Genomic DNA, 12,191 nt, shown 5'->3' on the forward strand with positions numbered 1-12,191 from the left:
CATGGTCGACAAGACAGTACTCGCCCGCCAGTTCATCGAGGCGATCCCCCATGCGCGGGCCCTGGGCCTGACGCTGACCCATATCGGCGAGGGTGAGGCCGAGATCACCATGCCTTACAACGAGGATCTGATCGGCGATCCCCGCACTGGCGTGATTCACGGCGGGGCTGTGTCGGCCAGCCTGGATACTTGCTGCGGGGCTGCGGTCATGAGCCACCCGGCGGCGCCGGGCGGCACAGCAACCATCGATCTGCGCATCGACTACATGCGCGCCGCAACGCCCGGCCAGACGATCACCACCCGCGCGACCTGCTATCACATCACGCGCAATGTGGCCTTCGTGCGCGCAACTGCCATGGACGACGATCAGGATCGCCCGGTGGCCACCGCCTCGGGCGCCTTCACAGTCGAGGGGAAGTGAGATGGCAAGACCCCGTCCCGAACCGATGCAGGTGGTGAAACAGCGCCGCGACGCGGCCCTCAAGGCGCTGGTCGAGGGGGTCCCGTATATCCGGTTCCTCAATATCAGCTTTGACCGGCGCGGAGACGAACTGACCGGTGTTCTGAATTTCGACGAAAAGTTGATCGGCAACCCGTTCCTGCCGGCGATTCATGGGGGCGTTACGGCGGCCTTTCTCGAGGTGACGGCGGTGATCACGCTCAGCTGGGAACACCTGTTTCCACGCATTGAAAGCGGTGAGATCGACGCCGAAGACATCATCTCGGATCACAGTATCCGCTTTCCCAAGACCATCGATTTCACGGTGGATTACCTGCGCTCGGGCCTGCCGCGCGATGCCTATGCACGCGCCTTCATCAGCCGGGCGGGTCGGCGGTATGCCTCGGTGCGCGTCGAGGCTTGGCAGGACAACCACGCCAAGCTGTTCGCGCAGGCCACAGGGCATTTCCTGATGCCGCAAGAGCCTTCGGCCAAGAGTTGAGCAAAATGCGGGACGCCTCGGCACCCATTACGCACAGACGGGTGCTGAAGATCGCAGTGCCGATCGTGCTGTCCAACGCGACGGTGCCGATTCTGGGCGCGGTAGATACCGGCGTGGTCGGCCAGATGGGGCAGGCCGCCCCGATCGGCGCGGTTGGCATTGGCGCGGTCATTCTGGCCACGATCTACTGGGTGTTCGGCTTTCTGCGCATGGGCACGACCGGCCTGGCCGCACAGGCCCGAGGCGCGGGGGACAGGGCCGAAACCGGTGCTCTGCTTATGCGCGGCCTGCTCTTGGGCGGTGCGGCGGGGCTGTTCTTCATCGTGGCGCAGGTGGCGGTATTCGCAGGAGCCTTCGCGCTGTCGCCCGCCAGCCCCGAGGTCGAGGCGTTGACGCGCAAATACCTCGAGATTCGGATCTGGGGCGCGCCCGCGACCATTGCGCTTTATGCCGTGACCGGCTGGCTGATCGCGGTCGAGCGCACGCGCGGCGTGTTCGTCCTGCAGGTTTGGATGAACGGGCTGAACATCCTGCTGGATCTGTGGTTCGTGCTGGGGCTGGGCTGGGGCGTCGAAGGGGTGGCGGTGGCCACGCTGATTGCCGAATGGACGGGTCTGGCGCTGGGTCTGTGGCTGTGCCGAGATGCGTTCGGGGGTAATCAATGGCGCGATTGGGCGCGGATCTTCGACCCCGCCCGCCTGCGCCGGATGATGCAGGTCAATGGCGACATCATGATCCGGTCGGTCCTGCTGACCGGGTCCTTCACCACCTTTCTGTTCGTGGGCGCCGATCTGGGCGACGTGACGCTGGCCGCCAACCAGGTGCTGCTGCAGTTCCTGGAAATCACCGCCTTTGCGTTGGACGGGTTCGCCTTTTCTGCCGAGGCATTGGTAGGCAGCGCCGTCGGAGCCAAGGACCGATACCAGGTCCGGCGCGCCTCGGTCATGGCGTCGCAATGGGGCGTCGGTGGGGCTCTGGTGCTGGGGGCCACGTTTTTTGTGGCAGGGCCCGCATTGATCGACCTGATGGCCACCGCGCCCGAGGTGCGGATCACGGCGCGCGAATACCTGATCTGGGCGGCGCTGGCCCCGGTGGTCGGCGTTGCCAGCTGGATGTTCGACGGCATCTACATCGGCGCCACCTGGACCCGCGCCATGCGCATCGCCATGATCCAGTCGGTGGCAATCTATGTGGTGGCGCTGTTCCTGCTGGTGCCGACCATGGGCAATCACGGGCTGTGGGCCGCGCTGATGGTGCTGAACACCGCCCGCGCGGTGACGCTGGGCCTGCGCTATCCCCGGCTCGAGGCGCAGGTGGCCTAGAGCAGGGTCAGCAGGGTCTCGGGCGGGCGACCGATTGCGGCCTTGTCGGTGGTGATCCCGATGGGGCGTTCGATGAGGATCGGGTTCTCGGCCATGGCGTGAACCAAGGCCTCTTCGGGTGTTTCCCTACTCAGCCCCAGTTCCTTGAACCGCGCCTCGCCCCTGCGCATCATCTCGATCGCCGGGATGCCCAACCGGGACAGCACCGCGCGCAGCTCATCCGCGCTGGGCGCGTCCTCGAGGTATCTGCGAACGGTGACTTCGGCGCCGCGGTCCTGCAGCAGGGCCAGCCCGGCGCGCGATTTTGAACAGCGTGGGTTGTGCCAGTATTCGATCACAGCCAATCCTCTCGTTTGCTGCCGACGGCGTCGGCCACCGACTTGAACCCGTCCCGCGCCAGCAGGGCGTCCAGCCCCCGCGCGATCTCGGCCGCCAGCGACAGGCCGCCATAGACCATCGCGGTATAGAACTGCACGGCCGAGGCCCCGGCGCAGATTTTGGCATAGGCCTGTTCGGCCGTGCCGATGCCACCCACGCCGATCAGCGGGATCTGCCCGTCGGTCAACTGGCTCAGCCGAGCCAGAACGCGGGTCGATTTCTCGAACAGGGGCGCGCCCGACAATCCGCCGGCCTGATCCTTGTGCAGGCTGCGCAGCCCTTCGCGCGACAAGGTCGTGTTGGTGGCGATGACACCGTCGATGCCCGTGTCACGGGCGACATCGGCGATGTCCCGCAGTTCGTCATCCGCCAGGTCGGGGGCGATCTTCAGAAACACCGGGACCCGCCGCGCCAAGGCATCGCGGGTGTCCAGCACACCTGCCAGCAGGGCGCTCAGCGCTTCTTTCCCCTGCAGGTCGCGCAGCTTTTCGGTGTTGGGTGACGAGACATTCACCGTGGCGAAATCCAGCCATTGCCCGCAATGGGCCAGCACATGCGCAAAATCCCGCGCCCGGTCGGTGCTGTCTTTGTTGGCGCCCAGGTTCAGGCCGATCACCGCGTCCTTGGGGCGGTGCGCCAGACGCCGGGCCATCGCCTCCATCCCTTCGTTGTTGAAGCCGAACCGGTTGATGGCGGCGCGGTCCTCGGTCAGGCGGAACAGTCGCGGCTTGGGGTTGCCCGGCTGCGGGCGCGGGGTCACGGCGCCCACCTCAATGAATCCGAAGCCCGCGCGCGACAGCGGGCCCAGAACCTCGCCATTCTTGTCGAACCCGGCGGCCAGCCCCACCGGGTTGGGCAGGTCCAGCCCGGCAAGTTGCGTGCGCAAGCGCGTCGAGGTGACGGGACCGGGCGCCGGGGTCAAACCCGTTTTCAGCGCCTTGATCGACAGGCCGTGCGCGGTTTCTGGGTCCAGGCGATGTAGCGCGGCCAGGGCCAGTTTCTCGGTCAGTTTCATCCGAAGGACGCTCCGGTTGGGGTAGGGGCGGTGCGGATCAGGCGCGAGTCGGCCACCGCCGCCTGCCGGTGAATGACCGCCGCGCGATAAGCCGGGTCGGTCACCATCTCCAGAAACGCATGGGCCGAGGGGTAACGGGCGATGAACATCTCGTCCCACGCTTCGCCCTTCGGGCCGATCAGCGTTGTCTGGAACGTGCCGCGCCAGATGATCGAGGCCCCCAGCCGCGCGATGATCGGGGCGGTTTCGGCACCATACCGGCGATAGGCTTCTGCGCCGCTCAGCCCCGCGCCGGCCAGGTCGTGGCCTGCGGGATAGACGGCCTTGGCGCGGAACTGCACAAGGTTCAGCATCTCGATCGGGTGATCGCGGTCCAGCGCTTTGAACGCCTCGAACTCGGCGCGGTCGGGGTCGATATGGCCGGTCATTGCATCTCCTTGGGGAAGCGGTGCGCGCCGTTTTCCAGCGACAGCGGCTTGGCCCAGACCACATCCGCCATGCGCATGTTGCGATAGAGATGCGGGAACAAGGCCCCGCCGCGCGAGACCTCCCATCTCAGATCATCGCCCATTTTCTGGGCATCGCAGGCCACGAGGGTCAGGTTTTCGACCCCGGCAAAGTGTTTAGCCGCGGTCTCGGCCGCCTGTTCTGCGGTGGAGAAATGCACAAACCCATCCGCCACATCGATGGGCGCGCCCCGGGTTTCGCCCTGTGCCTGCAGGGCCGCCCATTCCTCGGCCCGGAATATCTTGTAGATCAGCATGGCGCCGTGATGCCCCGCGCGCGGGGTAGAATCAAGCCGCATTTCCCCCTTTGACTCTTTGCCGCCCTCGGCGCACGATCCTGACAATCAATAACAGGGAGTTTCAAATGATTACCCGTTTCCTGACATCCGTGGCGGCCCTTGGCCTGACTGCAGGCATGGCGGCGGCCGACTACAAGCTGACCATTCTGCACACCAACGACTTCCATTCCCGGTTCGAGCCGATCAACAAATATGACAGCGGCTGTGGCGCCGAGGACAATGCCGAGGGCAAATGCTTCGGCGGTTCGGCGCGTTTGGTGACCGCGGTCAACGACGCCCGCGCGCGGGCCGAAAACTCGATCCTCGTGGACGGCGGTGACCAGTTTCAGGGGTCGTTGTTCTATACCTATTACAAGGGCAAGGTCGCGGCCGAGTTCATGAACAAGCTGGGCTATGATGCGATGACCGTGGGCAACCACGAATTCGATGATGGCCCCGAGGTTCTGGCCGGTTTCGTTGATGCGGTCGAATTTCCGATTCTGATGTCGAATGCGAACATCGAGAACGAGGAACTGCTGACCGACAGGATTATGCCCTCGACCGTGATCGAAGTGGGTGGAGAGAAGATTGGCCTGATCGGCCTGACCCCCGAAGACACCGACGAGTTGGCTTCACCCGGGCCGAATGTCGTGTTCTCTGATCCTGTTCCGGCGGTTCAGGCCGAGGTGGACAAGCTGACGGCGGAAGGCATCAACAAGATCATCGTGCTCAGCCACTCGGGCTATGGCGTCGACCAGCGGGTCGCGCAGGAAACCACGGGTGTTGACGTGATCGTGGGCGGACATTCGAACACTTACCTGTCGAATACTTCAGACAAGGCCGCCGGGCCGTACCCGACCGTAGTGAACGGGGTGCAGATCGTTCAGGCCTATGCCTACGGCAAGTTCCTCGGCGAGTTGAACGTGACCTTTGATGACGACGGCAACGTGGTCGAGGCGGTGGGTGAACCGCTGATCATGGACAACACCGTGACCGAGGATCAGGCTGCCCTGGACCGCATCGCAGAACTGGCCAAACCGCTGGACGAGATCCGCAACAAGGTCGTGGCCAACGCCGCGGCTCCGATCGAAGGTGACCGGTCGATCTGCCGCGTGCAGGAATGCGAGATGGGCAATCTGGTGGCCGATGCCATGCTGGCGCGGGTCGCCGATCAGGGCGTTCAGATCGCCATCGCCAACTCGGGTGGCCTGCGCGCCTCGATCGACGCGGGCGACGTGACCATGGGCGAGGTGCTGACCGTTCTGCCCTTCCAGAACACGCTCTCGACCTTTGAGATCAGCGGTCAGGGCATCATCGATGCGCTGGAAAACGGCGTCAGCCAAGTGGAAGAGGTCAAGGGCCGCTTCCCGCAGGTGGCAGGGCTGAAGTTCACCTGGGATCCGTCGGTTGCCCCCAACGAAGGCCGCGTGACCGAGGTCATGGTGGCCGAAGGTGATGGCTATGTGCCGATCGATCCGGCCAAGACCTATCTGGTGGTGACCAACAATTATGTCCGCAACGGTGGCGACGGGTACAAGATGTTCTCTGGCGAGGACAAGAATGCCTACGACTTCGGTCCCGATCTTGCGGATGTGACCGCGGAATACCTTGCGGCCAATGCTCCCTACACGCCCTATCTGGATGGACGTATCCAGCAGAAGTGATTGCTGACACAGAGAAAGAAAAGGCCGCATCCAAGGATGCGGCCTTTTTTGTTGGGTTTCGGCTTAGTCGAATTCGTATTCGGGCCACAACTCGGGGTCGAAACCGTCCAACATGGGCCGGATATAATCCGCAACCTGACGCCAGCCGCCAACCGATTTGGTCGAGATTTTGTTGCGCACCTGGTCGATACTGGCCGTGCGCACCTGTTTCTTGTTTTCTTCCGGGTGCATCATGCTTTCGCGCCATTCGATCCCGCAGAATTCTGCAACCTGCTTGCTGTAGGTCTCGGGATCGGCCACCAGTTTTTCGTAGGGCACCGTTAGTATGCGATCCCCGAAGATGGCATCCCAATGCTGCATGTAGCGGCGATACATGTTGGCCGAGTGCGCGATCGAGTTCAGGTTCGATGCGTATCGCATTCCGCCCGCTGGAAAACGCCGGATCCATTTCGACAGGCCGACGTCCCGCGGATCGCGCAGCATGTTGATGATCTTGGCGTTGGGGAACGCTGCCAAAAGAAAACCAACCCGCTGGTAGTTGTGGGGCATCTTGTCGACGAAAGCGATCGAACCCTCGGGGATCGGGGGCATCAACTCGCGGAAAAGCTTGGCGAATTCCGCGGCGTCTGCGTCCGAGAAAGCTTTCTTTTCGTTCGAGTATGGCGCCGAAAGGTCGGACCCGAGGTTCAGCTCTCCACATCCCGCGATATCGGGGGCGGAACTCAGCATCATTTCCATCAACGTGGTGCCCGACCGAGGCTGTCCGATCACGAAAATCGGCAAGGGCATTTCCTCGATCCCGGAACTTGGGACCGACGTGCTGTCGGGAAACAAACCACAGATGCGGCGTAGTTTGCGCTCTTCTTCTTCGAAATCGTATGGGTTTTCGTCGTGCTGCACCCTGTTTGCGACTGCAAACTGCGCAAGAGCGGCCTCTAACCCACCGATCTTCGATTGAAGCTGCGCCAGCGTGAATTCCAGAGTCGAATTGGGGTGTTTCCGCTTTGCGATCGCGGCCTCGACCCGGGGCAGCAATGCTTCGGCCTGTTCGGCGTCTACCATCGACGACAATTGGAACAACGCCGATGCGTGATACGGATCCTTGTCCAGCACGCGCCACAAAATGTCAGTACAGCCTTTCTTGTCGCCAGCCTGGTGCAGGTCCACCGCTCGGCGGAAGGCGATTTCGATGTTGTCGGGATCCAGTTCGTATGCGCGCGCAATATCGGCCGAGGCCGCATCCACGAAGCCGACGCGCCCATAGGCCCTGCTGCGGGTGGACAGCAGCTTGGGGTTGTCCGGATCGGTCATCAGTCGCTTGGTGGCGTTCTCGATGATGCTGCGCCAGTTCTTGCCCTTGAGCGTGATTTCATCGATCACCCGGACGATCTCGCGGTTGCCGGGAATCTTTTCGGCCATCTTTTCGGCATAGGCCAACGCTCGCGCGATCTGGCCGGTCTGCATCAGGGCATTCGCGATGTTTTCGACGAATTGCGGGTCGTCCGGTTTCAGGCGGGCGGCTTCCTGGAAATGCGGCAGCGATTTCTTGTACTGCTTCATCTCGGTCAGAACGAACCCGGCAATCGCGTGGTAGTCCGCGTCTTTCGGGAATTTCTTGATGCCGAGGGTAGCTTTCTTCAGAGCCTGAGGAAGCTTGCCGGAGTCCAGATCCGCCACCGCCTTGGCCTTGAGGGAATTTGGTGCTTGATTTGTCATCTGACTGCGCGAGACCCTGTGCCTGATTGAAACTTTTGTTGTTGGTTCATTACCCATGTGCGGACGGTTTGCAATAACTCTTCCCAACGATGCCATGGCGCAGCTGTTTGCTGCGCGGCCTTCAAACGCGTTGCCGGCGGTGCCCAACTACAACATCTGCCCGACAAATCAGGTGCATGTCGTGCGCGCAGGAGAGGGAGGGCGGCAGTTGGACCCGCTGCGGTGGGGTTTCTTGCCACATTGGTACAAAACCCAAAACGACGGTCCGCTGCTGATCAACGCCCGCGCCGAAACCCTGGCCCAGAAACCGGCATTTCGCGCAGCCTGCCGCGATCGGCGTTGCCTGATCGTGGCCACGGGTTTCTACGAATGGACCAAGACCAAGGACGGTGCGCGGCTGCCTTGGTACTTCCACCGCAGCGATGGTGCGCCCATCGCCTTTGCCGGCATCTGGCAGAACTGGGGCGAGGGTGAGGCGCGGCAGGCGACCTGCGCGATCGTCACGACCGCAGCCAACGACAATGTGCGTGCGGTTCATCACCGAATGCCGTTGATCATCGAACAGGCGGATTGGGCCTTGTGGCTGGGCGAGGTCGGCAAGGGGGCAGCCCTCCTGATGAAACCCGGCGCCGAGGATGTGTTGCAGTTTCACAGGGTCGGCACGGCCGTAAACTCCAACCGGGCCAGTGGGCCGGACCTGATCGCGCCCGAAGCCGATGAATGACATCGGCGGGGCCTTCTTTTCTTTTGCCATCCTGCGCGCTAAACCCCTGTCATGGCCCTGAAATTCTCAAACCTGCCGCAGCTGTACGCGCATCCGTTCGATACGATCATCGATGTGCGCAGCCCGGCAGAGTTTGCCGAAGACCATCTGCCCGGCGCCATCAACCTCCCGGTTCTGGACAATGAGGAACGCGCACGTGTCGGCACGATCTACGTTCAGCAGAGCCCGTTTCTGGCGCGCAAGCTGGGGGCCGCGTTGGTGTTTCGCAACGCCGCCACCCATATCGAGACGCAACTCAGCCACCACGAGGGCGGTTGGCGCCCTTTGGTCTATTGCTGGCGTGGCGGTCAGCGGTCAGGATCCTTCACCTGGATGCTGCAGCAGATCGGCTGGCGAGCCGAGGTGATCGAGGGCGGATACCGCAGCTATCGGCGTCTGGTGAAGCAGTACCTCTACGATGACCCGCTGCCGTTCAAGCTGGTGGCGTTGGATGGCTACACCGGCACTGCAAAAACGGAACTTCTGGCCCAGTTGCAAACGCGCGGGGTGCAGGTTCTGGATCTCGAAGCGTTGGCCAATCACCGCGGTTCGCTGCTGGGCGAGCAACCCGGCGGACAACCCAGCCAGAAAGCGTTCGAATCTGCCTTGGCGTCGGCCATGTGCGCCCTTGATCCGGCACGGCCTGTGTTGGTCGAGGCCGAGTCGTCAAAAATCGGTTCGTTGATTTTGCCCCCTGCGGTCTGGCAGAACCTGTGCCAAGCGCCGCGAATCCTTGTCACGGCAGATATCGAGGCGCGAACGGACTATCTGGTCGCTGCCTATGACGACATTCTGTCCGATGCCGAGCGTTTGCAGGACCGCCTGTCGCCGCTGCGGTTTCACCGGGGGCATGATGTCGTGGATGCGTGGATGGCTCAGATTGCCGAGGGCAACAAGAAAGCTCTGACGCGCGCCTTGATGGAGCAGCACTATGACCCGGCTTACGAAAAGTCGCGGAAAAACCACCAGTTTGATGTGATTGCGCGCGTGCATGCCACGTCCTTGACTACAGACGGGCTGGATCAGGTCGCGTCGGAAATTGAAGGGATTGTGGCTCAGCTCTGAAGGCGCAGGCCGGGTGTGTCGCTCAATACACCGATGACTGCAGCCGGGTAACCAGCGGCACGTAAATGGTCGCAGATATTTAGTGCGTCGTCGGCCGAAACGGCAGCCAGCAACCCACCCGCGGTCTGAGGATCGAACAGCAGATCGGCTTTGCCGTCAATTGGAACTTCGGGCGCGATGGAACGATTGTCGTTGAACAAGCTGGACCGGACACCTTGCTGGCTGAGCTCGAGCGCCCCCTCCATGACCGGGACTGCGTCGAGATTCAGGACTGCGCCGCAGTTGGATGCCTCGCACAGTCCAACGAGATGCCCGGCCAGTCCAAATCCGGTGACGTCGGTCATGGCATGGGCTTGGGCCAGAATGCGTGCGGCGTCACCCTGCGGCCGCGTCATGTGGTCATAGGCGGACACTACCCACTCGCCGTTGGCTTGCCCTGCCATTTCTGCGGCCATCAGGACTCCGCTGCCAATAAGTTTGGTCAGGATCAACACATCACCGGGCCGCCCACCCGAAAGGGTGATCGGATCAGACTGGCACAAACCCGTGATGGTGAAACCGATGGTAAGCTCATCGCCCATCGAGCTATGGCCGCCGACGATCTCAGCGCCGGCGCTGCGCATGACTTCGGTCGCGGTTGCCATGATTTCAGCCATGGTGCGGTGTTGCAGCTGGGAGGACATGCGCGGCAGGATCAGAGTGGCCGTCGCGGCCTGTGGGGTCGCACCCATCGCCCAGATGTCCCCCAGTGCGTGAATGGCCGCGATGCGGGTCATCAGAACAGGGTCCGGAACGAAGCTGCGCAAATGATCTGACGTCAGCACCTGCCGGACGCCTCCAAAGGTCAGCATTGCGGCATCATCCCCGGACAGGGGCGTGATATCCGGACGATCGGATCTCTGTACCGCGGATAGCGCGGCCTGCAAGGCGCCGCGACCTACCTTGGCGCCGCAACCGCCGCACATGGGCTTGTCGCCCAGAGCATCGCGCAGGCCATCCGCATGATGACGGGGAAGCGCGGGGCCTGGCATCTGGGGCAGCTCACGAAAGCGACGCATGAACTTCTGGTCGATATGGTTTTTCCACCGCCACATCACAGGTCCGCTGAATGACGTCCCAAAGCGCTCGGCCAGTGCCGAGCGTTCCCCCAGCGAGACCAGCTTCAGGTAATCCTTCTGCGGCTTGTACCGGCGCATGGTTCCAGCGCCGAGAGCTGCGCGCAGGTTGTTGAAGAGAACAGGAGCCTCTCGCACGGCAAAGACACCGGCCTTGGGGCGCGGCGTGTCATCCAGATGAGCGCAGTCGCCGACTGCGAAGACCGATGGATCGCTGGACTGCAAATACCCGTTCACTCGGATAAAGCCGTCGTGCAGGTCCAGTCCGGTCTGGCCGATCCAGTCATAGGGACGGGCGCCCGCCGCGCCGGTTGTGAAATCAGCCGTGATGTGACGCCCATCGGTCAGTTGCACGCCTTTTGGTGTGATCTGCGCAATTTCGGCCTGTTCGATGCAGTCGATGCCAAGCTGTTCCATCGTCCGCCGAATGGTCTGGGCGGCTTTGGGGTTTATCGCGGTCAAGATTTGCGCCTTGTCGATCAGAGTGACCGTTGATTGCCTACCCTTGGCGCGCAGGGCATGAGCCATGGCCATCGCCAGTTCAACGCCCGCGACGCCGCCGCCAATGACCGCCGCCGAAGCAGGGTCGGTTGTCTCCAGGTACTGAGCCCATTTTGAGGCAAAGGGACCAAGAGGTTTTGCCGGGATGGCATGTTCCGTGAACCCGGGCAAAGACGGCATGTTCGATGTTATTCCGACATTGATCGAGGCGACATCGAAAGCGACATCCGGGTGATCCGCCACATTCACCAGCCGCCGGTTCAGGTCCAGGCCGATCGCGGCACCCAGAATGATCCGGGCCCCTGCAAACCGTGCCAGCCGGATCAGATCGATGTCCAGGTCGCGGCGGGCATAGTGCCCCGCGACATATCCGGGCAACATCCCGGAATAGGGCGCGGTCGGGCCAGGATTGATCACGGTCAACCGCGCGCCGGGTAGGGGGTTCATCCCCCATTTCCGAAGGAAAAGCGCGTGCGTATGACCTCCGCCCACCAGAACCAGATCGCGGGTAAGTGGCAACGAAGGTGTCTTCATGAAGTCAGTTCGCGCTGTGATCCGGGACGTCTTCGACCTGCTCGACCGCGTGGGTGGCCCAAAGCTTGTCTTCGCCCGCGTCCGGCAGATCCTCGGGGGCTTCATGGCGGTGAATGTGCCACTTGGCAATGAACAGAGCCGTGATCGGAGCCGTCAGAAACAGGAACAGCGTGATCAGCAGTTCATGCATGGAAAGGCGCTGTTCGATCAGGATCGAATGAAAGATCGAGGCCAGCAACACACCGCCCACGCCCAGCGTGGTGGCTTTGGTCGGGGCGTGCAGCCGCGACATCGGATCCTTCAGCTTGATCATGCCAAAAGACCCGACAAAGCCGAAAATCCCTGAAACGATCAGGAAAAATGCAATCAGAAGCTCGAAGATGAATTCCATGG

The 12,191-nt window shown here is 62.4% G+C and carries 13 protein-coding genes; 6 read left to right on the forward strand and 7 right to left on the reverse strand.

All coding sequences use genetic code 11. From position 1 onward, the window contains the following. Window position 1 precedes the first annotated feature (1 nt). From ACR0LD_RS01685 to ACR0LD_RS01695, 3 genes are read left to right on the forward strand one after another with little or no spacing between them, the layout of a single operon-like run. Window positions 2-421 carry a PaaI family thioesterase gene (locus ACR0LD_RS01685; RefSeq protein WP_170358398.1) on the forward strand — a complete coding sequence of 140 codons (420 nt, stop codon included), beginning with the start codon at window positions 2-4 and terminating at the stop codon, window positions 419-421. Window position 422: 1 nt separating this feature from the next. After that, window positions 423-941, forward strand: coding sequence for a PaaI family thioesterase (locus ACR0LD_RS01690; protein ID WP_170368762.1), 519 nt, complete (start codon window positions 423-425; stop codon window positions 939-941). 5 nt (window positions 942-946) lie between these two features. Continuing rightward, window positions 947-2,263: an MATE family efflux transporter gene (locus ACR0LD_RS01695; RefSeq protein ID WP_170366558.1), complete on the forward strand. Its 1,317-nt coding sequence runs from the start codon at window positions 947-949 to the stop codon at window positions 2,261-2,263. Here the strand turns inward: ACR0LD_RS01695 and arsC are convergent. From arsC to ACR0LD_RS01715, 4 genes are read right to left on the reverse strand one after another with little or no spacing between them, the layout of a single operon-like run. Continuing rightward, window positions 2,260-2,601 carry an arsenate reductase (glutaredoxin) gene (gene arsC, locus ACR0LD_RS01700; RefSeq protein ID WP_170337675.1) on the reverse strand — a complete coding sequence of 114 codons (342 nt, stop codon included), beginning with the start codon at window positions 2,599-2,601 and terminating at the stop codon, window positions 2,260-2,262. The two genes, ACR0LD_RS01695 and arsC, sit on opposite strands and share 4 nt — an antisense overlap. Beyond that, a complete protein-coding gene (locus ACR0LD_RS01705) occupies window positions 2,598-3,656 on the reverse strand; it encodes a quinone-dependent dihydroorotate dehydrogenase (protein WP_170366557.1) in 1,059 nt (352 codons plus the stop codon). The genes arsC and ACR0LD_RS01705 overlap by 4 nt, the downstream gene beginning before the upstream one ends. Further along, window positions 3,653-4,084 carry a DUF1330 domain-containing protein gene (locus tag ACR0LD_RS01710; RefSeq protein WP_170366556.1) on the reverse strand — a complete coding sequence of 144 codons (432 nt, stop codon included), beginning with the start codon at window positions 4,082-4,084 and terminating at the stop codon, window positions 3,653-3,655. Before ACR0LD_RS01710 ends, ACR0LD_RS01705 begins: the two co-directional genes overlap by 4 nt. Next, a complete protein-coding gene (locus ACR0LD_RS01715) occupies window positions 4,081-4,419 on the reverse strand; it encodes a DUF952 domain-containing protein (protein ID WP_170359235.1) in 339 nt (112 codons plus the stop codon). Before ACR0LD_RS01715 ends, ACR0LD_RS01710 begins: the two co-directional genes overlap by 4 nt. 107 nt (window positions 4,420-4,526) lie before the next feature. On the opposite strand from ACR0LD_RS01715, the gene ACR0LD_RS01720 reads away from it, so the two are divergent. Beyond that, on the forward strand, window positions 4,527-6,104 hold the full coding sequence (locus tag ACR0LD_RS01720) for a bifunctional metallophosphatase/5'-nucleotidase (RefSeq protein WP_170522913.1): 1,578 nt from the start codon (window positions 4,527-4,529) through the stop codon (window positions 6,102-6,104). Window positions 6,105-6,167: 63 nt separating this feature from the next. Here the strand turns inward: ACR0LD_RS01720 and ACR0LD_RS01725 are convergent, their stop codons facing one another. Beyond that, window positions 6,168-7,820 (reverse strand): tetratricopeptide repeat-containing sulfotransferase family protein, encoded by a 1,653-nt coding sequence (locus ACR0LD_RS01725; protein WP_480635450.1) that lies wholly within the window; start codon window positions 7,818-7,820, stop codon window positions 6,168-6,170. A gap of 55 nt (window positions 7,821-7,875) precedes the next feature. Between ACR0LD_RS01725 and ACR0LD_RS01730 the strand changes: the two genes are divergently transcribed. Further along, complete coding sequence (locus ACR0LD_RS01730) at window positions 7,876-8,544, forward strand: SOS response-associated peptidase (protein ID WP_480635452.1); 669 nt, start codon at window positions 7,876-7,878, stop codon at window positions 8,542-8,544. Between the two features lie 51 nt (window positions 8,545-8,595). Beyond that, a complete protein-coding gene (mnmH, locus tag ACR0LD_RS01735; protein ID WP_480635454.1) occupies window positions 8,596-9,648 on the forward strand; it encodes a tRNA 2-selenouridine(34) synthase MnmH in 1,053 nt (350 codons plus the stop codon). Here mnmH and selD read toward each other — a convergent pair. Further along, window positions 9,639-11,798 carry a selenide, water dikinase SelD gene (selD, locus tag ACR0LD_RS01740; RefSeq protein ID WP_480635456.1) on the reverse strand — a complete coding sequence of 720 codons (2,160 nt, stop codon included), beginning with the start codon at window positions 11,796-11,798 and terminating at the stop codon, window positions 9,639-9,641. The two genes, mnmH and selD, sit on opposite strands and share 10 nt — an antisense overlap. Before the next feature lie 4 nt (window positions 11,799-11,802). Beyond that, complete coding sequence (locus tag ACR0LD_RS01745) at window positions 11,803-12,189, reverse strand: Na+/H+ antiporter subunit G (RefSeq protein ID WP_093962618.1); 387 nt, start codon at window positions 12,187-12,189, stop codon at window positions 11,803-11,805. Window positions 12,190-12,191 lie beyond the last annotated feature (2 nt).

Source organism: Ruegeria sp. BF8, assembly GCF_056538625.1.

Excerpts from the sequence above, each read along its gene's own strand:
- ACR0LD_RS01685 (WP_170358398.1), top strand. The coding sequence starts at position 2 with ATGGTCGACAAGACAGTACTCGCCCGCCAGTTCATCGAGGCGATCCCC.
- ACR0LD_RS01690 (WP_170368762.1), top strand. The coding sequence starts at position 423 with ATGGCAAGACCCCGTCCCGAACCGATGCAGGTGGTGAAACAGCGCCGC.
- ACR0LD_RS01695 (WP_170366558.1), top strand. The coding sequence starts at position 947 with ATGCGGGACGCCTCGGCACCCATTACGCACAGACGGGTGCTGAAGATC.
- ACR0LD_RS01705 (WP_170366557.1), bottom strand. The coding sequence starts at position 3,656 with ATGAAACTGACCGAGAAACTGGCCCTGGCCGCGCTACATCGCCTGGAC.
- ACR0LD_RS01710 (WP_170366556.1), bottom strand. The coding sequence starts at position 4,084 with ATGACCGGCCATATCGACCCCGACCGCGCCGAGTTCGAGGCGTTCAAA.
- ACR0LD_RS01715 (WP_170359235.1), bottom strand. The coding sequence starts at position 4,419 with ATGCTGATCTACAAGATATTCCGGGCCGAGGAATGGGCGGCCCTGCAG.
- ACR0LD_RS01720 (WP_170522913.1), top strand. The coding sequence starts at position 4,527 with ATGATTACCCGTTTCCTGACATCCGTGGCGGCCCTTGGCCTGACTGCA.
- ACR0LD_RS01725 (WP_480635450.1), bottom strand. The coding sequence starts at position 7,820 with ATGACAAATCAAGCACCAAATTCCCTCAAGGCCAAGGCGGTGGCGGAT.
- ACR0LD_RS01730 (WP_480635452.1), top strand. The coding sequence starts at position 7,876 with ATGTGCGGACGGTTTGCAATAACTCTTCCCAACGATGCCATGGCGCAG.
- mnmH (WP_480635454.1), top strand. The coding sequence starts at position 8,596 with ATGGCCCTGAAATTCTCAAACCTGCCGCAGCTGTACGCGCATCCGTTC.
- selD (WP_480635456.1), bottom strand. The coding sequence starts at position 11,798 with ATGAAGACACCTTCGTTGCCACTTACCCGCGATCTGGTTCTGGTGGGC.
- ACR0LD_RS01745 (WP_093962618.1), bottom strand. The coding sequence starts at position 12,189 with ATGGAATTCATCTTCGAGCTTCTGATTGCATTTTTCCTGATCGTTTCA.